The organism is Aeromicrobium sp. 50.2.37 (genome assembly GCF_024655735.1).
Taxonomy (GTDB): domain Bacteria; phylum Actinomycetota; class Actinomycetes; order Propionibacteriales; family Nocardioidaceae; genus Aeromicrobium.
Window position 1 is genome coordinate 73,553 of sequence record NZ_JANLGG010000011.1, and the last position, 19,413, is coordinate 92,965.

General features: G+C 69.4%; 18 protein-coding genes and 2 tRNA genes. 9 read left to right on the forward strand and 11 right to left on the reverse strand.

The features are described from left to right. Positions 1-70: 70 nt before the first annotated feature. The 6 genes from NUV38_RS07785 to gyrB form a co-directional block, all read right to left on the reverse strand. Entirely contained in the window at positions 71-721 is a 651-nt protein-coding gene (locus tag NUV38_RS07785; protein WP_308219667.1) for a CatA-like O-acetyltransferase, read from the reverse strand. A gap of 25 nt (positions 722-746) precedes the next feature. Further along, positions 747-822 (reverse strand) — tRNA-Ala (locus NUV38_RS07790). Between the two features lie 150 nt (positions 823-972). Further along, a tRNA-Ile gene (locus tag NUV38_RS07795) sits at positions 973-1,050 on the reverse strand. Positions 1,051-1,122: 72 nt separating this feature from the next. Next, positions 1,123-2,142, reverse strand: a complete 1,020-nt coding sequence (locus NUV38_RS07800) for a DUF3566 domain-containing protein (protein ID WP_257728583.1) — start codon at positions 2,140-2,142, stop codon at positions 1,123-1,125. After that, positions 2,139-4,754 (reverse strand): DNA gyrase subunit A, encoded by a 2,616-nt coding sequence (gene gyrA / locus NUV38_RS07805; protein WP_257728584.1) that lies wholly within the window; start codon positions 4,752-4,754, stop codon positions 2,139-2,141. Before gyrA ends, NUV38_RS07800 begins: the two co-directional genes overlap by 4 nt. A 60-nt stretch (positions 4,755-4,814) precedes the next feature. After that, a complete protein-coding gene (gene gyrB, locus NUV38_RS07810; RefSeq protein WP_374626477.1) occupies positions 4,815-6,890 on the reverse strand; it encodes a DNA topoisomerase (ATP-hydrolyzing) subunit B in 2,076 nt (691 codons plus the stop codon). Between the two features lie 221 nt (positions 6,891-7,111). Here gyrB and NUV38_RS07815 point away from each other — a divergent pair, with 221 nt between their 5' ends. After that, a complete protein-coding gene (locus NUV38_RS07815) occupies positions 7,112-7,951 on the forward strand; it encodes a phosphatase PAP2 family protein (RefSeq protein WP_257728585.1) in 840 nt (279 codons plus the stop codon). Between the two features lie 28 nt (positions 7,952-7,979). Here NUV38_RS07815 and NUV38_RS07820 read toward each other — a convergent pair whose 3' ends face one another. The 5 genes from NUV38_RS07820 to dnaA all read right to left on the reverse strand — a co-directional run bounded on the left by NUV38_RS07820 (position 7,980) and on the right by dnaA (position 13,764). Beyond that, positions 7,980-8,567, reverse strand: coding sequence for a DUF721 domain-containing protein (locus NUV38_RS07820; RefSeq protein WP_257728586.1), 588 nt, complete (start codon positions 8,565-8,567; stop codon positions 7,980-7,982). 1 nt (position 8,568) lies between these two features. Then, on the reverse strand, positions 8,569-9,702 hold the full coding sequence (recF, locus tag NUV38_RS07825) for a DNA replication/repair protein RecF (RefSeq protein ID WP_257728587.1): 1,134 nt from the start codon (positions 9,700-9,702) through the stop codon (positions 8,569-8,571). A gap of 3 nt (positions 9,703-9,705) precedes the next feature. Beyond that, a complete protein-coding gene (gene gnd, locus NUV38_RS07830; RefSeq protein WP_257728588.1) occupies positions 9,706-10,626 on the reverse strand; it encodes a phosphogluconate dehydrogenase (NAD(+)-dependent, decarboxylating) in 921 nt (306 codons plus the stop codon). A 46-nt stretch (positions 10,627-10,672) separates the two neighbouring features. Beyond that, a complete protein-coding gene (gene dnaN / locus NUV38_RS07835) occupies positions 10,673-11,815 on the reverse strand; it encodes a DNA polymerase III subunit beta (RefSeq protein ID WP_257728589.1) in 1,143 nt (380 codons plus the stop codon). A 440-nt stretch (positions 11,816-12,255) separates the two neighbouring features. Beyond that, positions 12,256-13,764, reverse strand: coding sequence for a chromosomal replication initiator protein DnaA (gene dnaA, locus NUV38_RS07840; RefSeq protein ID WP_257728590.1), 1,509 nt, complete (start codon positions 13,762-13,764; stop codon positions 12,256-12,258). Positions 13,765-14,110: 346 nt separating this feature from the next. Here dnaA and rpmH point away from each other — a divergent pair, with 346 nt between their 5' ends. From rpmH to NUV38_RS07880, 8 genes are read left to right on the forward strand one after another with little or no spacing between them, the layout of a single operon-like run. Continuing rightward, positions 14,111-14,248 carry a 50S ribosomal protein L34 gene (gene rpmH, locus NUV38_RS07845; protein ID WP_055962443.1) on the forward strand — a complete coding sequence of 46 codons (138 nt, stop codon included), beginning with the start codon at positions 14,111-14,113 and terminating at the stop codon, positions 14,246-14,248. 3 nt (positions 14,249-14,251) lie between these two features. Continuing rightward, on the forward strand, positions 14,252-14,635 hold the full coding sequence (rnpA, locus tag NUV38_RS07850; protein ID WP_257728591.1) for a ribonuclease P protein component: 384 nt from the start codon (positions 14,252-14,254) through the stop codon (positions 14,633-14,635). Next, positions 14,632-14,925 carry a membrane protein insertion efficiency factor YidD gene (gene yidD, locus NUV38_RS07855; protein ID WP_257728592.1) on the forward strand — a complete coding sequence of 98 codons (294 nt, stop codon included), beginning with the start codon at positions 14,632-14,634 and terminating at the stop codon, positions 14,923-14,925. The genes rnpA and yidD overlap by 4 nt, the downstream gene beginning before the upstream one ends. Continuing rightward, positions 14,910-15,881, forward strand: a complete 972-nt coding sequence (gene yidC / locus NUV38_RS07860) for a membrane protein insertase YidC (protein WP_257728593.1) — start codon at positions 14,910-14,912, stop codon at positions 15,879-15,881. Before yidD ends, yidC begins: the two co-directional genes overlap by 16 nt. Before the next feature lie 7 nt (positions 15,882-15,888). Continuing rightward, positions 15,889-16,362, forward strand: a complete 474-nt coding sequence (locus NUV38_RS07865; RefSeq protein ID WP_257728594.1) for a R3H domain-containing nucleic acid-binding protein — start codon at positions 15,889-15,891, stop codon at positions 16,360-16,362. Between the two features lie 55 nt (positions 16,363-16,417). Beyond that, the gene (gene rsmG, locus NUV38_RS07870; RefSeq protein WP_308219668.1) at positions 16,418-16,993 is read left to right on the forward strand and encodes a 16S rRNA (guanine(527)-N(7))-methyltransferase RsmG; all 576 of its coding nucleotides are present in this window, start codon (positions 16,418-16,420) and stop codon (positions 16,991-16,993) included. Further along, on the forward strand, positions 16,990-18,027 hold the full coding sequence (locus NUV38_RS07875; protein ID WP_374626488.1) for a ParA family protein: 1,038 nt from the start codon (positions 16,990-16,992) through the stop codon (positions 18,025-18,027). Before rsmG ends, NUV38_RS07875 begins: the two co-directional genes overlap by 4 nt. Next, positions 18,024-18,926: a ParB/RepB/Spo0J family partition protein gene (locus tag NUV38_RS07880; protein WP_374626491.1), complete on the forward strand. Its 903-nt coding sequence runs from the start codon at positions 18,024-18,026 to the stop codon at positions 18,924-18,926. The genes NUV38_RS07875 and NUV38_RS07880 overlap by 4 nt, the downstream gene beginning before the upstream one ends. The last annotated feature ends 487 nt before the right edge of the window (positions 18,927-19,413 follow it).

The window sequence follows — 19,413 nt, forward strand, 5'->3', positions numbered from 1 at the left end:
GAGGCGGACGCCGTGATGGTCGCGGACGACCTGCGGCTCGTCGGTGGGGTGCTCGACCCCGACCCGTGGCTCAGTCGAGCCAGTCGGGAGAGCCGAGCAGGTCCTGCAGCTCCTGCACGAGCCTGCCGAGGTGGAACCCGTCGGCGGCCGCGTGGTGAACCTGGATCGCGAGCGGCATCAGGGTCCGGCCGTCGCGCTCGGTGTACCGACCGATCGTGAAGATCGGCGCCAGGTGGTCGAAGCCGTCGCGGACGTTCAGGGTGAAGCCGGTGAACGACGTCCACGGCAGGCTCGACACGTCGAAGCTGTTGGGCGGCGGCGGTCCCTGCGGAAAGAGCCCGGTGGCGTGGCGATGGTCGTCGAGCACCCGACGGGCTGCGCGGTGGAAGGTCGTGAAGTCGGCGTCGTAGGGGATCGAGACGCTCGCGAAGGTCTCGAGTTCGGGGTTGAGCACCGTGACCGAGGGATGCACGACGTCCCACACCGCCGGCGCCCCCTCGAGCAGGGTCATCTTGAGCTCGTCGTGGCGGTTCACCACACGGGCGAGGGCCCAGACCTGCGTCACGTAGGCCGAGCGTGACGACGCAGCGAGCGCCGCGACGAGGGCGGTCACGTCGATCTCGACCGTCATCGCCACGATGCACTCGACGCTCGAGCGGTAGTGCTCGAAGTGAGTCCGACGTGGCCATGACTCGAGATCCACCGGCGTCGCCATCGCCATCGTCACGGTCCTTCGCGGTGCGTCGTGGTGGAGCTGAGGGGACTCGAACCCCTAACCCCCTGCTTGCAAAGCAGGTGCGCTACCAATTGCGCCACAGCCCCTCGCGGGATCAGACCGGGTCGGTCGCCTGCTCCCAGGTGGTGCGCGTGGTCGCGACTCCGTCGTCGCGACGGGCCCGGACCCACAGCACCCCGAGCGCGGCGAGGACGAGAGCGAGAAGCTTCTTCATCGCGTCCTCCTCGTGCGTCCGGTGGTGGGCCCAGCTGGACTTGAACCAGCGACCTCTTCCTTATCAGGGAAGCGCTCTAACCGAGCTGAGCTATGGGCCCGCAACAGCGATGAACTGTACCCCACCGCCCCGGTGCCGGACCAATCGGGTCAGCGTCACCGGGCTGGTGGCGTCAGTCGTCGCTGAACGTCACCTGGATGCCACCGAGGAGCTGGGCGGCGAGGTTGTACAGGTGCGCGGCGATCGTGGCGATCGCCGTCATGAGGACCACGTTGATCGCACTGAACACCAGGGTCAGGCCCACGAGTCGACCCAGGCCCAGGTAGTCGGTGAGGTCGAAGCTGCCCTCGCTGTCGGACAGCACGTTGGTGACCGTGCCGTTCAGCTGGTCCCAGATGCCCGTGAGGTCGAGCACGACCCAGAAGATCGTGACCGCGACGACCGAGACGATCATGAGCGCGACCGACACGACGAAGGCCAGTCGCGTCACCGACCACGGCTCGACGTGCGTGAGCCGCAGACGGGCCTGGCGGCCCGACGTGGACGCGGCGGAGGCGGCCGGAGCGGAGCTGGTCGCTGCGGGAGCGTCGTCCTTGACCGCCGGGATGACGGCCGTGGAGTCCGGGCTCTGGCGCGTGGTGCGGGCGTAGTCGCCCGCCGTCGGCGTCGACGAACGGGACGAGGTGGACGACGTCGCGGTGGACGAGCCCGAAGCAGGCGGCTTCGCCGGGGTGGACTCCGAGGTCTTGGGAGACTGCGAGGTCTTCTTCGCCTCGGCGGCCTTCTTGGCCTCGGCGCGCTTCGCTGCCGCCGACGCGGCACCCGATCGCGGTGCACCGGGTGCGGCCTTGTCGCGCGGCGCGGTCGTGTCGGTGGGCTTCTCGGACGGCTTGGCCGCGGGCGTCTTCGGTGCAGGCTTCGCGGCACTGCTCTGCGACGGGCTCGCGGACGACGACGGCCGACCGCTCGCGGCAGGACGGGCCGGACCCGCCGGACGGCGGGACGTGCCGTTGGACTCGTTCTTGGTCGACGCCTCCGGCGACTGGCGCGCCTCTCTCAGCGCGTCGGCCACCGTCTTCTGCGAACGGACGGGCTTGCCGTCGCGACCGAGTCGGGGGATCTGCTGGGTGCGCGCGGCGTCGCCGGCGCCCGGGCGCGGAGCCCGGTCCTCAGGCTTCTGCGGATCGCTCACTCGTCCTGCCCCTCGTCGGTCGTGTCGGGCCCAGCGGCGTCGGCCTCGGGCGTCACGGATTCCACCGTACCGGGAGCAGCCGCCTCGGCATCTGCGTCGGGCTCCGCCGCGCCGCTCAGATCGGTGTTGCGGGCGATCGTGACCACCCGGTCGGAGCCCTTGAACTTCACGAACGTCACGCCCATCGTGCCGCGACCCTTGGCCGGGACCCCGGCCACCTGGCTGCGCGTGACCTGGCCGCTGGCCGTCACCGAGATGACGTCGTCGGTGTCCTTGAGCACGAGGCCACCGACCAGCTCACCGCGGTTCTCGGTGATCTGCATGGCCTTGATGCCCAGACCACCGCGGCCCTGCAGGCGGTACTCGTCGATCGACGTCTTCTTGGCGTAGCCACCGTCGGTGACGGTGAAGACGTAGAGCCGGTCCTCCTCGGGCACGTCCTCGACGGCGACGTCGGCGTGCTCGTGACGGATGACCGTCATCGACAACAGCGCGTCGTCGCCGCGGAACTTCATGCCCGTGACGCCCGACGTGGCGCGACCCATGGGCCGCAGCTGGTCGTCGTCGGCCCGGAAGCGGATGGCCTGGGCCTTCTTGCTGATCAGCAGCAGGTCGTCGTCGGGGCCGGCCACGTCGGCACCGATGAGCGCGTCGTCGTCGTCGCGGAAGTTGATCGCGATGACGCCGGCCTGGCGCGGGCTGTTGTAGTCGGCCAGGCGGGTCTTCTTGACCAGGCCCTTGCGCGTGGCGAGCACCAGGTACGGCGCCTGCTCGTAGTCGCGGATGGCCAGCACCTGCGCGATCTCCTCGTCGGGCTGGAAGCTCAGCAGACCGGCCACGTGCCCACCCTTGGCGTCGCGCCCGGCCTCGGGCAGCTGGTAGGCCTTGGTGCGGTAGACGCGGCCCGCCGTGGTGAAGAACAGGATCCAGTGGTGCGCCGTGGTCGGGAACAGGTGCTCGACGAAGTCGCCGTCTCGCAGCTGGGCCCCGCGCACGCCCTTGCCGCCACGACCCTGCACCCGGTAGAGGTCGGTGCGAGTGCGCTTGGCGTAGCCGCCGCGCGTGATCGTGACGACGACGTCCTCGTCGGGGATGAGGTCCTCCATCGAGAGGTCGCCGTCGGCGGCCACGATGGGCGACCGGCGGTCGTCGCCGTACTTGTCGGCGATCTCGGCCAGCTCCTCGGACACGATGGTCCGCTGGCGCTCCGGCTTGGCGAGGATGTCCTTGTAGTCGGCGATCTCGCGCTCGAGCGCAGCGAGGTCGTCGATGATCTTCTGCCGCTCGAGGGCGGCGAGACGACGCAGCTGCATCTCGAGGATGGCGCGGGCCTGCAGCTCGTCGATGTCGAGCAGGCCGATCAGCCCGTCGCGGGCCTCCTCCACGGTGGGGCTGCGACGGATGAGCGCGATGACGTCGTCGAGGGCGTCGAGCGCCTTGACCAGGCCGCGCAGGATGTGGGCGCGCGCCTCGGCGTCGTCGAGCAGGTACTGGGTGCGTCGCTGGATGACCTCGATCTGGTGGCTGATCCAGTGCGTGATGAAGCCGTCGAGGGTGAGCGTGCGAGGCACGTCGTCGACGATCGCCAGCATGTTGGCGCTGAAGTTCGACTGCAGCTCGGTGTGCTTGTAGAGGTTGTTGAGCACCACGCGGGCGACCGCGTCGCGGCGGAGCTTGACGACCAGACGACGACCGACGCGCGAGGACGACTCGTCGTTGACGTCGGCGATGCCCTGCACCCGTCCGGTGAGGGCGAGGTCGGCGATCTTCTCGGCGAGGTTGTCGGGGTTGACCTGGTACGGCAGCTCCTTGATGACCAGGCTCAGGCCGCCCTTGGTGTCCTCCTCGATGTCGACGATGCCGCGCATCGTGATCGATCCGCGTCCCGTGCGGTACATCGTGTCGATGCCCTGGGTGCCGACGATGAGGCCATGGGTGGGGAAGTCCGGGCCCTTGATCCGCTCCATGAGGGCCTCGAGGAGCTCCTCGCGGCCAGCCTCGGGGTTCGCCAGCGCCCACTGGGCGCCGTCGGCGACCTCGCGCAGGTTGTGCGGCGGGATGTTGGTGGCCATGCCGACGGCGATGCCGGCCGAGCCGTTGACGAGCAGGTTCGGGAACCGGGCCGGCAGGACCGTCGGCTCCTGGGAGCGGCCGTCGTAGTTGGGGCGGAAGTCGACGGTGTTCTTGTCGATGTCGCGCACCATCTCCATGGCGATGGGCGCGAGCTTGCACTCGGTGTACCGCATGGCCGCGGCGCCGTCGTTGCCCGGCGAGCCGAAGTTGCCCTGGCCCGAGATCATCGGCGCGCGCATGACCCAGTGCTGCGCGAGGCGCACGAGGGTGTCGTAGATCGCCGTGTCGCCGTGCGGGTGGTACTGACCCATCACGTCACCGACGATGCGCGAGCACTTGGAGAACCCACGGTCGGGGCGGTAGCCGCCGTCGTACATCGCGTAGAGCACGCGACGGTGCACGGGCTTGAGGCCGTCGCGCACGTCGGGCAGCGCGCGCGACACGATCACGCTCATGGCGTAGTCGATGTAGGAGCGCTGCATCTCGACTTGCAGCTCGACGGGCTCGGTGCGGTCGTGCTCGGGAGGGGTCTGCGTCATCGGTCGGTGCTCATTTCGAAGAAGTCACGGAGAGGGGCTGGGGCCGCGCCGGCGACCGGCCTAGATGTCGAGGAAGCGGACGTCTTTGGCGTTGCGCTGGATGAAGGAGCGCCGCTGCTCCACGTCCTCGCCCATGAGGATCGTGAACATCTCGTCGGCCATGGCGCCGTCCTCGAGCGTCACCTGGCGCAGCACCCGCTGCGCCGGGTCCATCGTGGTGTCCCACAGCTCGGAGTCGTTCATCTCGCCCAGACCCTTGTACCGCTGCACCGGGGCCTCCTTGGGCAGACGCTTGCCCGCCTCGGCACCGGCCGCGAGCAGGCCGTCGCGCTCGCTGTCGGTGTAGGCCAGCTCGTGGGTCGAGTTCGTCCACTTGATCCGGTACAGCGGCGGCTGCGCCAGGTAGACGTGCCCGCCGTCGATGAGCGGCTTCATGAACCGGAACAGCAGCGTGAGCAGCAGGGTGGAGATGTGCTGGCCGTCGACGTCGGCGTCGGCCATCAGCACGATCTTGTGGTACCTCAGCTTCGCCATGTCGAAGTCGTCGTGGACGCCGGTGCCGAGCGCGCTGATGATCGCCTGGACCTCGGCGTTCTGCAGGATCTTGTCGATCCGGGCCTTCTCGACGTTGAGGATCTTGCCGCGCAGCGGGAGGATCGCCTGCGCGTACGGGTCGCGACCACCCTTGGCCGAGCCGCCGGCCGAGTTGCCCTCGACGATGAAGATCTCGCACTCCTCGGGGTTGCGGGACTGGCAGTCGGCCAGCTTGCCCGGCAGACCACCGCCGCCCATGAGGCCCTTGCGGTTGCGGGCGAGGTCACGCGCCTTGCGCGCGGCGAGACGTGCCGTGGCGGCGTCGATCGACTTGCGCACGATGACCTTGCCCTCGGCGGGGTTCTGCTCGAACCAGGCGCCGATGTAGTCGTTGACGACCGACTGCACGTAGGACCGGGCCTCGCTGTTGCCCAGCTTGGTCTTGGTCTGGCCCTCGAACTGCGGCTCCTCCAGCTTGATGGAGACGATCGCGGTGAGACCCTCGCGGATGTCCTCGCCCGAGAGGTTGTCGCTGGCCTTCTTGATGAGGCCCTGCGCGGTGGCGAACTTGTTGACCGTGGTGGTCAGCGCCGCCCGGAAGCCCTCCTCGTGCGTGCCGCCCTCGTGGGTGTTGATCGTGTTGGCGAAGGTGTGCACCGACTCGGTGAAGGAGTCGTTCCACTGCATCGCGATCTCGAGCGACAGCCCCTTGGCCTCGTCCTCGGCCTCGATCGAGATGACCTCGCGGTGGATCGGCGACTTGCTGCCGACGTTGATGTGCTCGACGTAGTCGACGAGGCCGCGGTCGTAGCGGAACTGCACCTCGCGCTCGATCTCGTCGACGGCGGAGTCGTCGGCGGCGGCCTCGACGGCGGCGTCGCGGTCGTCGCGCAGGCGGATCTCGAGGCCCTTGTTGAGGAACGCCATCTCGCGGAACCGAGTCTTGAGCGTGTCGAAGCTGTACTCGACGGAGTCGAAGATCTCGGCGTTCGCGTAGAAGGTCTGCGTCGTGCCGGTCTCGTCGGTGGCCTCGCCCTTCTCGAGCTCGGCCGTGGGAACGCCGTTGTCGAAGGTCTGCCGCCAGACGAAGCCGTCGCGCTTGACCACGGTGTGCATGGTCGTGCTCAGCGCGTTGACCACGGAGATGCCGACGCCGTGCAGACCACCGGACACCTTGTAGCCGCCACCGCCGAACTTGCCGCCCGCGTGCAGCGAGGTGAGCACGAGCGTGACGGCGGGGATGCCCTCGGTGGGGTGGATGTCGACCGGGATGCCACGGCCGTCGTCGACGACCTTGACGCCGCCGTCGGCCTGCAGCGTGACCTCGATGTGGGAGGCGTGACCAGCCAGCGCCTCGTCGACGGAGTTGTCGACGACCTCGTAGACCAGGTGGTGGAGGCCGCGCTCACCGGTGGAGCCGATGTACATGCCAGGCCGCTTGCGGACCGCCTCGAGGCCCTCGAGCACCTGGATGTTGCTGGCGTCGTAGGAGCCGGCCACCGGGCCGCCGTGCTGCAGGGCGGTCCCGCCGTCGGGAGCGGCGGCCTCGTGCGTCGGCGCTGGGTTCTCAGGAGTCGCGGCGTCGTCTGGAGTTGTGGTCACCACACCAGTATACGGGCGATTCTGTGGCTCCCAGCGCACCATCCCCAGTGTCAGCCGCGGACTTTTCCCGCTCAGATGCCACTGGGAGGCCGCAGAGCACGCCTGGGAGCCTCGCGCAGGGTGGTCACCCATGGCCGGATCGCGCGCCGCCCCTTTTCGGGCGTCTGCGGCCGATCTGGCGTCGTTCGACGGGGGTTGCAGCCATGCGTCATCGTTGAGCCATGGCGCTCACCGAACCCGACCCGACCACGGTACCGACGCCGCAGCGTCCGGACCGCGGCTCCTCGGTACGGGGACCGGCCGCTCTCGTGGCCGTCGCCGCCGTGGTCCTCGGGGGCGTCCTCGCCTGGTTCGTCCTGCTGACGCCGTTGGGCCAGCGCCTCGACGAGCGCGCCATGAACACCGTGGTCGCCGGGCGCGAGACGCAGCTGCAGGTGCTGAGCGTGCTCGGCTACGTGTCGATCGGAGCCATCGGACTCGTGTCGATCGTCTGCGTGGCGCTCGCGCTGTCGCGGGGGCGGGCTGCCCTGGCGATCGGGGCCCTGACGATCATCGCCGGGGCGAACGTGACGACCCAGGTGCTCAAGCGCCTGCTGCTCGAGCGTGCCGACCTCGTCGACGGCGTCGTGGCGTCGAACAGCTTCCCGAGCGGCCACACCACCGTCATCGCCTCGGGCGTCGGGGCGTTGTGCCTGGTCTCACCGCGGTGGATGCGCCCGCTCGTGGTCCCCGTCGGCGCGTTCGCCGTCGCCCTGACCGGCGCCTCGACCGTGGTCGCCGGCTGGCACCGTCCCTCCGACGTCGTGGGTGCCGTCCTGGTCACGACCGCCTGGACGGCCGCCGTCTCGGTGCTGCTGGGCAGTGACCACGAACGAGTCCCCGGCACGTGGCTGCTCGCGCTCGTCGGGTCGATCGGTGCGATCGTCGCGCTCGTCGCCATCGGTGTGCGCCCCTCGTACGGGTGGGACGGCTTCACCGACGCCGCCCTCGTGCTCGGTGCGCTCGGCGTGGCACTCGGCCTCGGCGTCGCCGCTGCCAACCGGGTCACGCCGACGTCGTAGTGCGGCGGGCCGTCGCCGGTCGGTGGCCTCAGCCGTAGGTGTCGCGGGGGCCGCGGCCCTTCACCGAGCGGAGGCCACGCTTCCACGACGGGGCCTGGGGGCCACGCACGTCGATGCGCAGGACCGAGCCGTCGCCGAGCTCCTCATTCAGCCGCGCGACGAGGCGCGGGGCGAGCAGGCGGAGCTGGGTGGCCCAGGCCGTGGAGTCCGTCTTCACGTGCACGATCCCGTCGGCGTAGCCGTCGACCGCCGAGTGCGTGGCGATCTCGGGCCCGACGATCGAGGCCCAGTCGGTGAAGACGCGCTGGGCCGAGAGACGTCCGTCCCAGCCCTGCTGGCGCACGAGGTCGCCCAAGGCGTCGGCGACCGACGACGGGTCCTCGCGACCCTTGCGCCGGGTCGGGGTGGAGCCGTGGACACGACGTCGCCGTGGTCGAGCCGGTGCTCCGGTCCCGCGATAGGAGTCGGCGATCTCGCGCGCCAGGCTGAGCGGGTCGGGCTCGCCCGCCCCGGTGTCCGGCACGTCGGACGTGGACGGATCCGCGGGGGTGCCGGCGTCGCGGCCGTCCGCGCCGGGGGTGTGGTCGTCGGGGGTGTCGTCGTCGGGACCGCTCACGTCAGGCTCCGGTGACCTGTCCGCCGTGGACGTCGAACCGCTGCCCGGCGAGCGCCTTGGGCACGTCCTCGGCGACGGCGGCCGTGACGAGCACCTGCTCGGCGTCGCCCACCAGCTCGGCGAGCTGCTCGCGCCGACCCTGGTCGAGCTCGGCGAAGACGTCGTCGAGGATCAGCACGGGGTCGTCGCCGTCGTCGTCGCGCAGGAGCGTGAACGACGCGAGCCGCAGCGCGAGGGCGAGCGACCACGACTCGCCGTGGCTGGCGTAGCCCTTGGCGGGCAAGGTACCGATGGCCAGCTCGACCTCGTCGCGGTGCGGACCGACGAGGGTGACCGCTCGATCGAGTTCGTCGCGTCGACGCTCCTCCATACCGGCGAGCAACGCCTCCCGGACCCCGGCGGGCGACTCGTCGTCGGCCGGGGTGGACGCACGGTAGAGGGCGGTCACGTCGCGCCGGTCGGCCGCCGCCTCGGTGGCGACGGTCCGGTAGGAGTCGACGAGGAACGGCGCCAGGTCGTGCAGCAGCGCGATGCGCGCGGCCACCAGCTCGCCGCCCAGCGTGGCCAGCTTGTCATCCCAGATGTCGAGAGTAGACAAGTCGACTTGTCGATTCGAGAAGCGTCCGGCGCGGGCCGACTTGAGGAGGGTGTTGCGCTGACGCAGCACCCTCTCGTAGTCGGCCTTGACGCCGGCGAGGCGCGGGGTGCGCAGCACGAGCAGTCCGTCGAGGAACCGGCGCCGGTCCGACGGGTCGCCCTTGACCAGCGCCAGGTCCTCGGGGGAGAACGTCACCGTGCGCAGCACGCCGACCAGGTCGCGGGTGCGCGGCAGCGCGGCGCGGTTGACCCGCGCCCGGTTGGCCCGACCCGGCGTGATCTCCAGCTCCAGCAGGGCGGTGCGATCACCGCGCACGACCTCGGCCCGCACCACGGCACGGTCCGTGCCGGCTCGCACCAGGGGCGTGTCGGACGAGACGCGGTGCGAGTCGAGCCGCGAGAGGTAGTCCACGGCCTCCACGAGGTTGGTCTTGCCCTGGCCGTTCGCCCCGATGAACGCGGTGGGTCCCGGCTCCAGCACGATCTCGACCTCGGGGTAGGACCGGAAGTCGTGCAGCGAGAGACGGGCGACGTGCATGCGTCAGGAGCGGCGTGCGTCCATGTCGGCCGGGTCGTGACCGGCCTCGGACGCAGCCTGCACGGCGTGACCGCCGAACTGCTGACGCATGGCCGCGACGGCCTGCATGGTCGGCGACTCGTCCTGGCGCGACACGAACCGTGCGAACAGTGACGCCGCGATCGTGGGCGTCGGCACCGCGTGGTCGATGGCCGCCTCGACGGTCCACCGTCCCTCGCCGGAGTCCTCGGCGTAGCCGCGGATCTTCGACAGGCCGGGGTCGTCCTGCAGGGCCTTGACCAGGAGGTCGAGCAGCCAGGAGCGCACGACCGTGCCGACCCGCCAGGAGTCGAAGACCTCGGTGACGTTGTCGACCAGGTCGGCCTTCTCGAGCAGCTCGAAACCCTCGGCGTAGGCCTGCATCATGGCGTACTCGATGCCGTTGTGGACCATCTTGGAGAAGTGCCCCGCGCCGACGCGGCCCGCGTGGACGAAGCCGGACTCACCCTCGGGCTTGAGCACGTCGAACGCGGGCTGCACCTTTGCGATGTCGTGCGCGTCGCCACCGGCCATGAGCGCGTAGCCGTTCTCCAGGCCCCACACGCCGCCGCTCACGCCGCAGTCGACGTAGCCGATGCCCTTCTCGGCGGCCATGGCCGCGTGCTTCTCGTCGTCGGTCCAGCGGGAGTTGCCGCCGTCGACGATGACGTCGCCCTCGCCGAGCAGCCCGACGAGCTCCTCGACCGTGGTGCGGGTGATCTCGCCCGAGGGCACCATCACCCAGACGACCTTGGGCGAGGGGAGCTCGGCGACGAGCGCCTCCAGCGAGTCGACGTCGGTGACGTCGGGGTTGCGGTCGTAGCCCGTGACGGTGACACCACCGTCGCGCAGCCGGGACCGCATGTTGCCGCCCATCTTGCCGAGTCCGACGAGTCCGAGGTGCATGGATCTCCCTCCCAGGAGTCGTGGTGTGCGAGGTGGTGCGTGCAGGTCAGCCCTGCAGACGCACCGGCATGATCAGGTAGCGGAAGGCGCCGTCGGGTGAGTCGCCGATCTCGCGGACGCCCGAGATGGCAGCCGGCTTGGTGTGCTGGGTGAAGGCGAGGTGCACGACCGGCTCCGACATGACGCCGAGCCCCTCGAGCAGGTAGCCGGGGTTGAACCCGATCGAGATGTCGGCACCGTCGATGGTGGCCTCGATCGACTCCGACGCCTGCGCCTCGTCGCCGCTGCCGGCCTCGAGGAGGACCTGGCCCTCGGAGAAGGTGAGCCGCACCGGGGTGTTGCGCTCCGCGACCAGCGACACGCGCTTGACGGCGTCGACCAGGTCGGACGTGCGCACGTACGCGACCGTCTCGGCCTGCGCCTGGAACAGCTGGCGCACCCGCGGGAAGTCGCCCTCGAGCAGGCGGGTGGTGGTGCGGCGGGTGCCGTTGCCCACGGTGCCCTCGAAGCCGATCAGGCCGTCGCCGGCCTCGCCCGAGGAGATCGCGATCGTGATGTCGGAGCCGGAGACCAGCGAGCGAGCGGTCTCGCCGAGCACGCGGGCGGGGACCAGCGCGTGGCCGGAGGCGTCGCCCGCCTCGGGGAACCACTGCATCTCGCGCAGGCTCGCGCGGAAGCGGTCGGTCGCCATCAGCGAGATGGTGGAGCCGTCGATCTCGAGGCGTACGCCCGTCAGCAGCGGAAGCATCTCGTCGCGGCCGGCCGCGGCGCTGGCCTGGGCGACCGCCGTGGCGAACTCGTCGGCCTTGATCGTCCCGGACGCGCTGGGCATCTGGGGCAGCTGCGGGTACTCCTCGACCGGCATGGTCGAGAGGCTGAACCGGGCACTGCCGCAGGAGACCTGGACCTTGGTGCCGTCGAGGCTGACGTCGATCGGCTTGGCCGGCAGCGACTTGACGATCTCGGCGAGCAGACGCCCCGAGACCAGCGCGCGCCCGTCGTCGGCGACCTCGGCGGGCAGGGTCGCCCGCGTGGAGGTCTCGTAGTCGAAGCCCGACAGCGTGAGGCCGTCACCGGACGTCTCCACGAGCAGGCCGGCGAGGACCGGCACGCTCGGCCGGGTGGGCAGGCTGCGCGCGGTCCACGCCACGGCGTCGGCGAACGTGTCGCGATCGATGCGGAATCTCAAGGATCGAGGCCTTTCGGGCATGAAGAGACTAGGACTGCATCCTGCCACGGACGCGGTGGGACAGGTAGGTCGGGAGAGGACGGGTTCGGCCGTCGGGTCGGTCGTCCACATCCCACCCCGCAGGACACTCTTGCGGAGCATCCGGACATGTAACTCTCTCGTCGTCGTCGTAGCCGGTGTGGATTCGGTGGACAACCGTCGTTCGTGCAGGTCAGGTCCCGTGTGGGCCGGTGGACAGGCCTGTGCGCGGTCCGTGGACGGCTCCCCGTGCCCTGTGCAGCGCGTGGCGCCGTTCACATGTCGTTCACACGGACGTCGTGTGTGTCCACCTCGAGTCGAGACTTTCCCACAGAGTCGTCCCCAGGTGTGCATGAACCGTTCGGGCGCAGCGGGACGCGACCGAGCCCGTGCAGGGCGTCGGCCGTGGTGAGGCGACGAGGTCAGTTCTGGCGGGCCTGCTGCTTGATGCGGTTGGTCAGCTCCGTGACCTGGTTGTAGACGGCGTGCTTCTCGGCCATGAGCTTGCGGATCTTGCGATCGGCGTGCATGACGGTGGTGTGGTCACGGCCGCCGAAGTCGGCGCCGATCTTGGGCAGCGACATGTCCGTGAGCTCACGGCACAGGTACATCGCGATCTGCCGGGCGAGCACGAGGTCGCGGCTGCGGTTGGTGCCGCACAGCTCCTCGATGGAGAACTCCGAGTAGGCCGCGGTCTGCGCGAGGATCACGCCGGAGGTGATCTCGGGCTCCTCACCCTCGGCGACCAGGTCCTTCAGCACGATCTGCGCCAGCTGAAGGTCGACCGTGGTCCCCTGCAGGTTGGCGAAGGCCGTGGCGCGGATGAGGGCGCCCTCGAGCTCGCGGATGTTCGTCTGCACCTTGCTGGCGATGAACTCCAGCACGTCGGCCGGGGCGGTGAGCTTCTCGATGGCGGCCTTCTTGCGCAGGATCGCGATCCGCGTCTCGAGGTCCGGCGGCAGCATCTCGGTCTGCAGGCCCCACTCGAACCGGTTGCGCAGCCGCTCCTCGAGCGTGCGCAGGTTCTTGGGCGGGCGGTCCGACGTCATGACGATCTGCTTGTTGGCGTTGTGCAGCGCGTTGAACGTGTGGAAGAACTCCGTCTGGGTCGACTCCTTGTTCTCCAGGAACTGGATGTCGTCGACCAGCAGGACGTCGATCTCGCGGTACTTCTGGCGCAGCGCGGACGTGCGGTTCTCGCGGATCGCGTTGATCACGTCGTTCGTGAACTCCTCGCTGTTGACGTAGCGCACGCGCGAGGAGGGGTAGAGGTTCAGGACGTAGTGGCCGATGGCGTGCAGCAGGTGGGTCTTGCCGAGGCCGGAGTCACCGTGGATGACGAGGGGGTTGTAGGCCTTGCCGGGCGCCTCGGCGGCCGCCACGGCGGCGGCGTGGGCGAAGCGGTTGGACGAGCCGATGACGAAGTTCTCGAAGAGGTAGCGCGCGTTGAGCCGCGCCTCGTGCACGCTCGTGCGTCGCTGGTGGGGGTCGGGCTCCTGGGCCCAGCTGGGCTTGAACTCGTCGGCGTCGATCTCCTCGACGTCCTCGTCCGGGGCCGGGTTGACCAAGGTGAGTGGATATGTCGACTTGTCGTCTTGTGGACTTCTGTCGATCGGATCACGCTGCTCGTCGGGCTGCGCGGTGGCCGCCGAGGACTTCTCGCCCAGCGCCGGCTCGATCGTGACGACGAGGCGGACCTGCTCGCCGAGCTCGGCCGAGAGCGCGTGCTCCAGGGCGGGCCGCACCCGCGACTCCAGCTGCGCGCGGCTCAGGTCGTCGGGCACGCCGACGATGAAGATCCCGGGGTGCCGACTGATCGGTTCGGCGTTGTAGACCCAGACCTTGGCGCCCATCGAGAGCGTGGACACCGCCTGCTCCCATGCGGCAGCGAGGTCGCCGACCTCATTGCTCGGCTCTGAGCCCTCGGTCATGCATCTCTCCCGGATGGTGGTGTGGTCCACAAGGTTTTCCACACGGTGTGCATCCAGCTCCCCGATGGTCGCGTGCTGTGGAAAAGTCGCAGACGGGCGACGCTAGCAGCGGGGCCAAGGCTCGATCAAGCGACTTCGGAACATTCGTGTGGATCGTGCGGCGTGTCGGTTGGACCCGCGTCGTCGTCGTGCCCTATGAGGTCAGTTTGACCGGCGTGCGGCGCCCCCGTACCGTGGAGCAGTCGTGCAACACGACCGTTGCCGCATGCCCACGGATCGAGATCCTCACCGCGGGCAAGCGGTGGCCGTCGATCCCCGGCCCGAAACGTCGAAGGACCTGATTCTCGTGAGCAAGCGTACGTACCAGCCGAACAACCGCCGTCGCGCCAAGAAGCACGGCTTCCGCCTGCGCATGCGCACCCGCGCGGGGCGCTCCATCTTGGCCAACCGCCGCCGCAAGGGCCGCGCGAAGCTGTCTGCCTGAGTCGTGCTCCGACGGGCCCACCGCATGCGTGAGGCAGGTGACTTCAAGGTCGCCGTCCGTCGCGGGGCCAAGGCCTCGACGCCGACCCTCGTCGCGCATCTCTCGATCGGAACCGACGGAGACACCTCCGTCGGTTTCGTCGTGTCCAAGGCCGTGGGTCCAGCGGTGGTGCGCAACCGCGTGAAGCGTCGACTGCGCCACCTGGTGGCGCCCCACCTGGTGGACGGCGCGTCTCCGTCGGTTCCTCAGGGCTCCAAGCTCGTCGTCCGTGCCCTGCCGGCGTCGGCCCGTGCCGACAGCGTCCGGCTCGGTGCCGACCTCGGTGTCGCGCTCACCACGGCCGTGCGCAAGGCCGAGCAGCGGATGCCGGCCGGAGCCGGTCGATGAGGACCGTGCTGGTGGCCCTGCTGAAGGCCTATCGTTTCGCGATCAGCCCGTTGTACGGCCAGGTGTGCCGCTACTACCCGACCTGCTCGGCCTATGCTCTCGAGGCTGTCGAGACGCACGGGGCGCTGCGCGGGTCCTGGCTGGCGGCACGTCGAGTCGGTCGCTGCCACCCGTGGGCCGCCGGCGGTGTGGACCCGGTCCCCCCGCGCCGTGGGTCGACCACCCCTGATCCTCTCGCCGTCGCGACGGCGACCACCCCCACCCCTGGAGAACCATGTTCGACTTCCTAGGCTCGATCGGCTCGGCCATCATGACGCCGCTGTACTACGCGGTGTCCGGCATCCTGCTGGTCTGGCACGAGCTGTTCACCCGGATCGGGCTCGACCCCGCCGGCGGTTGGTCGTGGGCCCTCGCGATCGTCGGCCTCACCGTGACGATCCGTGCGCTGCTGATCCCGCTGTTCGTCAAGCAGATCAAGAGCAGCCGCAACATGCAGCTGCTGCAGCCCCACATCAAGGAGCTGCAGAAGAAGTACGGGCACGACCGGGAGCGCCTCGCCCAGGAGCAGATGAAGCTCTGGAAGGAGCACAACACCAACCCGTTCGCGTCGTGCCTGCCCCTGCTGCTGCAGATGCCGGTGTTCTTCGCACTCTTCCGGGTGATCGACCAGGCCGCGAAGAACGGTGCCGACGGCGCGCGCGGCTTCATGACCGAGAAGCTCGCCGAGCAGCTGCAGGACGCGATCTTCCTCGGCGGACGCATCGCCGACACGCTCGTGGGAGCGACGCACGTCGAGACGCGCATCATCGCCGTGGTCATGGTCATCACCATGTGCGCCACGCAGTTCCTGACGCAGCGCCAGCTCATGAGCAAGAACATGCCGCCGGACGCCCTGTCGGGGCCCTACGCCCAGCAGCAGAAGATGCTGCTCTACGTGCTCCCGTTCGTGTTCGCGATCGGTGGCATCGCCTTCCCCGTCGGTGTCCTCATCTACTGGACCACGTCGAACTTCTGGACCATGGGTCAGCAGTTCTACGTGATCCGCAACAACCCCGCTCCCGGCACGCCGGCCTTCAAGGCCAAGCAGGAGCGCGACGTCAAGCATGGCAAGAACGTGGCGGAGGACCCCCTGAAGGAGCTGGAGAAGCCGCACCCCGGCGTGACGCGCAACCAGCCCAAGAAGCAGACCCGCAACCAGCGTGCGTCGGGGTCTCGGCCCAGCCCGAACAAGAAGAAGAGGAAGTGACCGTCGCATGACTGATGCAGAGAAGCTCGAGGCCGAGGGCGACATCGCTGCGGACTTCCTGGAGGAGCTGCTCGACATCGCCGACCTGGACGGCGACATCGACATGGACGTGGAGAACGACCGTGCGTCGGTCTCGATCGTCGGCGGCGACCTGGATCAGCTGGTGGGTCGTGACGGCGAGGTGCTGGAGGCGCTGCAGGAGCTGACGCGTCTCGCGGTCTACCGCGAGACCGGTGAGCGCAGCCGTCTCATGCTCGACATCGGCGGGTTCCGTTCGCAGCGTCGTACGGCACTCGAGTCCGTGGCCGCTGGTGCCATCGAACGGGTCCGCGCCGGTGAGCCGCGCGTGGCCCTCGACCCGATGAGCCCGTTCGAGCGCAAGGTCGTCCATGACGCCGTCGCAGCCGCCGGGCTGGTGAGCGAGTCCGAGGGTGCCGATCGATCTCGCCACATCGTGGTCCTGCCAGCATCGGACGACTGATCCACGGATGACTGTTTCACGTGAAACGCCCCCGCCGCCGGTCGAGGCTGCGGGGGTGTTCCATGACCAGCTGCCTCTGGTCTCGCGGTACGCCGGCATCCTCGCGACCGACGGCGTCGAGCGGGGAATGATCGGGCCCCGCGAGGTGCCGCGTCTGTGGGACCGGCACCTGGTGAACAGTGGTGTGGTGCTGCCTCGCCTGCCGCAGGGAGCGACCGTGGCCGATGTCGGCTCCGGGGCCGGCTTGCCGGGTCTGGTGTGGGCGATCGGCCGGCCCGACCTGGACGTGACGCTGATCGAACCGCTCCTGCGTCGGACGACCTTCCTCGACGAGGTGGTGGCAGAGCTCGGTCTGAGCAACGTCCGCGTGCTGCGCTCGCGTGCCGAGGATGTCGACGAGACCTTCGACGTCGTGACCGCTCGCGCGGTGGCCGCCCTGGAGAAGCTGGCGAAGTGGTGCATGCCCCTGGTGAAGCCGGGAGGTGTCCTGCTCGCACTCAAGGGACAGTCGGCACCCGAGGAGGTCAAGGACGCGAAGCGCACGCTCGGACGACTCGGTGCCACCGATACGCTGATCCGGACGTACGGTGAGGTCGAGGTCCCGACGACGGTGGTGGAGGTGACGAGGTGAGCGCCCATGACGGTGGAGGCGATCGTGGTGGCGTTTCACGTGAAACACACCCGCTGCACGGCATCTCCGAGCAGGCGAGCCCCGCATCGAGCTACGCCGCCACGGCGGCCGAGACGGCCGCGGCGACGCCGCTGCCGGACGACTCGACGCCCTTGGCCCGCGAGGCCCAGGACCACGTGGACCTGGCCCGCCGCGCCCGCAGCACCAGCCAGCTGCCGCGCCCGTCCTCGACCCGCGTCTTCGTCGTCGCGAACCAGAAGGGTGGCGTCGGGAAGACGACCACCGCAGTGAACGTGGCCGCCGCGCTGGCGCAGAAGGGTCTGCGCATCCTCGTGGTGGACCTCGATCCGCAGGGCAATGCGTCGACAGCCCTCGACATCCCGCACAGCGAGGGCACACCGGGGGTCTACGAGGCTCTCGTGGAGGACGTGCCGATGAGCGACCTGGTGCAGCGCGCACCACAGCTCGAGGGACTGACCGTCCTGCCCGCCACCATCGACCTCGCCGGCGCAGAGATCGAGCTCGTCTCGCTCGTGGCGCGTGAGACCAGGCTGAAGCGGGCGCTCGAGACCCACCTGCAGGAGCGGGAGCGTGCGGGGGACCGTATCGACTACGTGATCATCGACTGCCCACCGTCCCTGGGTCTGCTCACGGTGAACGCCCTGGTGGCGGCGCGTGAGGTCCTCATCCCGATCCAGTGCGAGTACTACGCGCTCGAGGGCCTCGGTCAGCTGGTGCGCAACATCGAGCTTGTGCGCGCCCACCTGAACCAGCGGCTCGAGATCTCGACCATCCTGCTGACCATGTTCGATGCCCGCACCCGCTTGTCGGCCGGCGTGGCCGAGCAGGTGCGCGAGCACTTCGGACCGAAGGTGCTGGCCACGGCGATCCCGCGCTCGGTGCGCATCTCGGAGGCACCCAGCTACCAGCAGACGGTCCTGACCTACGATCCCGGTTCGTCCGGGGCGTTGTCGTACCTCGAGGCGGCCCGCGAGATCGCGCAGGCCGCCCACACCAGTGAAGGGGATGCATGATGGCACCACGCCGTGGACTCGGACGAGGCCTGGAGTCGTTGATCCCCTCGACCCCCGCCGAGGCCGAGGCGTCGGGCCTCAAGGAGGTCGCGGGCGCCCGCTTCGCCGAGCTGCCCCTGGACGCCATCGTGGCGAACCCTCGCCAGCCGCGTCAGGTGTTCGACGAGCAGGACATGTCCGAGCTCGTGCACTCCATCAAGGAGGTCGGCCTCCTCCAGCCGGTGGTCGTGCGTGAGGCGTCCCCGGGCTCGTTCGAGCTGATCATGGGCGAGCGCCGGTGGCGCGCGAGCCGGCTCGCCGGCGTCGACACCATCGGCGCGATCGTGCGGGACACCACCGACGAGGACCTGCTACGCGACGCGCTGCTGGAGAACCTGCACCGTTCGCAGCTGAACCCGTTGGAGGAGGCGGCCGCGTACCAGCAGCTCCTCGAGGACTTCGGCTGCACGCAGGAGGAGCTGGCCGACCGGATCGGTCGCTCCCGTCCTCAGGTCACCAACACGCTGCGCCTCATGAAGCTGCCGCCCGCGGTCCAGCGACGCGTGGCGGCCGGTGTGCTCTCGGCCGGTCACGCTCGTGCGCTGCTCTCGGTGAGCAACCCCGAGGTGCAGGACCGGCTGGCCGCCCGCGTGGTGGCCGAGGGCATCTCGGTGCGGGCGCTCGAGGAGATCGTGAAGTTCGGCGACACGGACGACCAGGCGTCCTCACGGTCCCGCACCCAGGGCCGCAGCATCTCGGCACCCCGCCTGGCCGACCTCGCCTCCCGCCTGTCCGAGCGCTACGACACCCGGGTGAAGGTCGACCTCGGCAAGGCCAAGGGCAAGATCACCGTGGAGTTCGCGACGATCGACGACCTGGAGCGCATCGTGGCGATGATGGACCCGCCGCGGAACCACTGATCTGCCGATCAACAAGCCTATAAATCGACAAATCGATAAATTGCTTTAACGTTTCGTCGATGTCCTGGCGCGCTCTGGATGTAGCCACTGCTGCGTCGCTCCGGCTGGGTCTTCTCCTGCTGCTGCGTTGCTGTGGTTGCGAGGCGGGTCGGTCTCCGAAAGGGCCTCGACCGGCGGATGGGTCCGGGGTCGGCTGGGTTCTCGGGGGCGTGGCTCGGGGTGACGCAAGGTTCTGCGTTCGTGCGTGAAGGGTCGAAGGATGCTTCGTTCGCTACGGGATCCGGTCGTGAACGCAGCATCGTTCGGGTTGGTGCACGTGAAGGCAGAATCCTGCGTCTGTAGGGGCGATGGTGCGCGGCGGTGGGGTAGGGATTCTCCCTTTGCGCGGACCGTTCCACGGAAAGGGAGAATCCCTACCCGTCCGGGCCCCTGGTCGTCGCCACGATGCTTCCTTCGCGAGGCACGGTCGACGCGAAGGACGAATCAT

Excerpts from the sequence above, each read along its gene's own strand:
- NUV38_RS07785 (WP_308219667.1), bottom strand. The coding sequence starts at position 721 with ATGGCGATGGCGACGCCGGTGGATCTCGAGTCATGGCCACGTCGGACT.
- gyrA (WP_257728584.1), bottom strand. The coding sequence starts at position 4,754 with ATGACGCAGACCCCTCCCGAGCACGACCGCACCGAGCCCGTCGAGCTG.
- NUV38_RS07815 (WP_257728585.1), top strand. The coding sequence starts at position 7,112 with ATGGCGCTCACCGAACCCGACCCGACCACGGTACCGACGCCGCAGCGT.
- recF (WP_257728587.1), bottom strand. The coding sequence starts at position 9,702 with ATGCACGTCGCCCGTCTCTCGCTGCACGACTTCCGGTCCTACCCCGAG.
- gnd (WP_257728588.1), bottom strand. The coding sequence starts at position 10,626 with ATGCACCTCGGACTCGTCGGACTCGGCAAGATGGGCGGCAACATGCGG.
- dnaA (WP_257728590.1), bottom strand. The coding sequence starts at position 13,764 with ATGACCGAGGGCTCAGAGCCGAGCAATGAGGTCGGCGACCTCGCTGCC.
- yidD (WP_257728592.1), top strand. The coding sequence starts at position 14,632 with ATGAGGACCGTGCTGGTGGCCCTGCTGAAGGCCTATCGTTTCGCGATC.
- yidC (WP_257728593.1), top strand. The coding sequence starts at position 14,910 with ATGTTCGACTTCCTAGGCTCGATCGGCTCGGCCATCATGACGCCGCTG.
- NUV38_RS07865 (WP_257728594.1), top strand. The coding sequence starts at position 15,889 with ATGACTGATGCAGAGAAGCTCGAGGCCGAGGGCGACATCGCTGCGGAC.
- NUV38_RS07880 (WP_374626491.1), top strand. The coding sequence starts at position 18,024 with ATGATGGCACCACGCCGTGGACTCGGACGAGGCCTGGAGTCGTTGATC.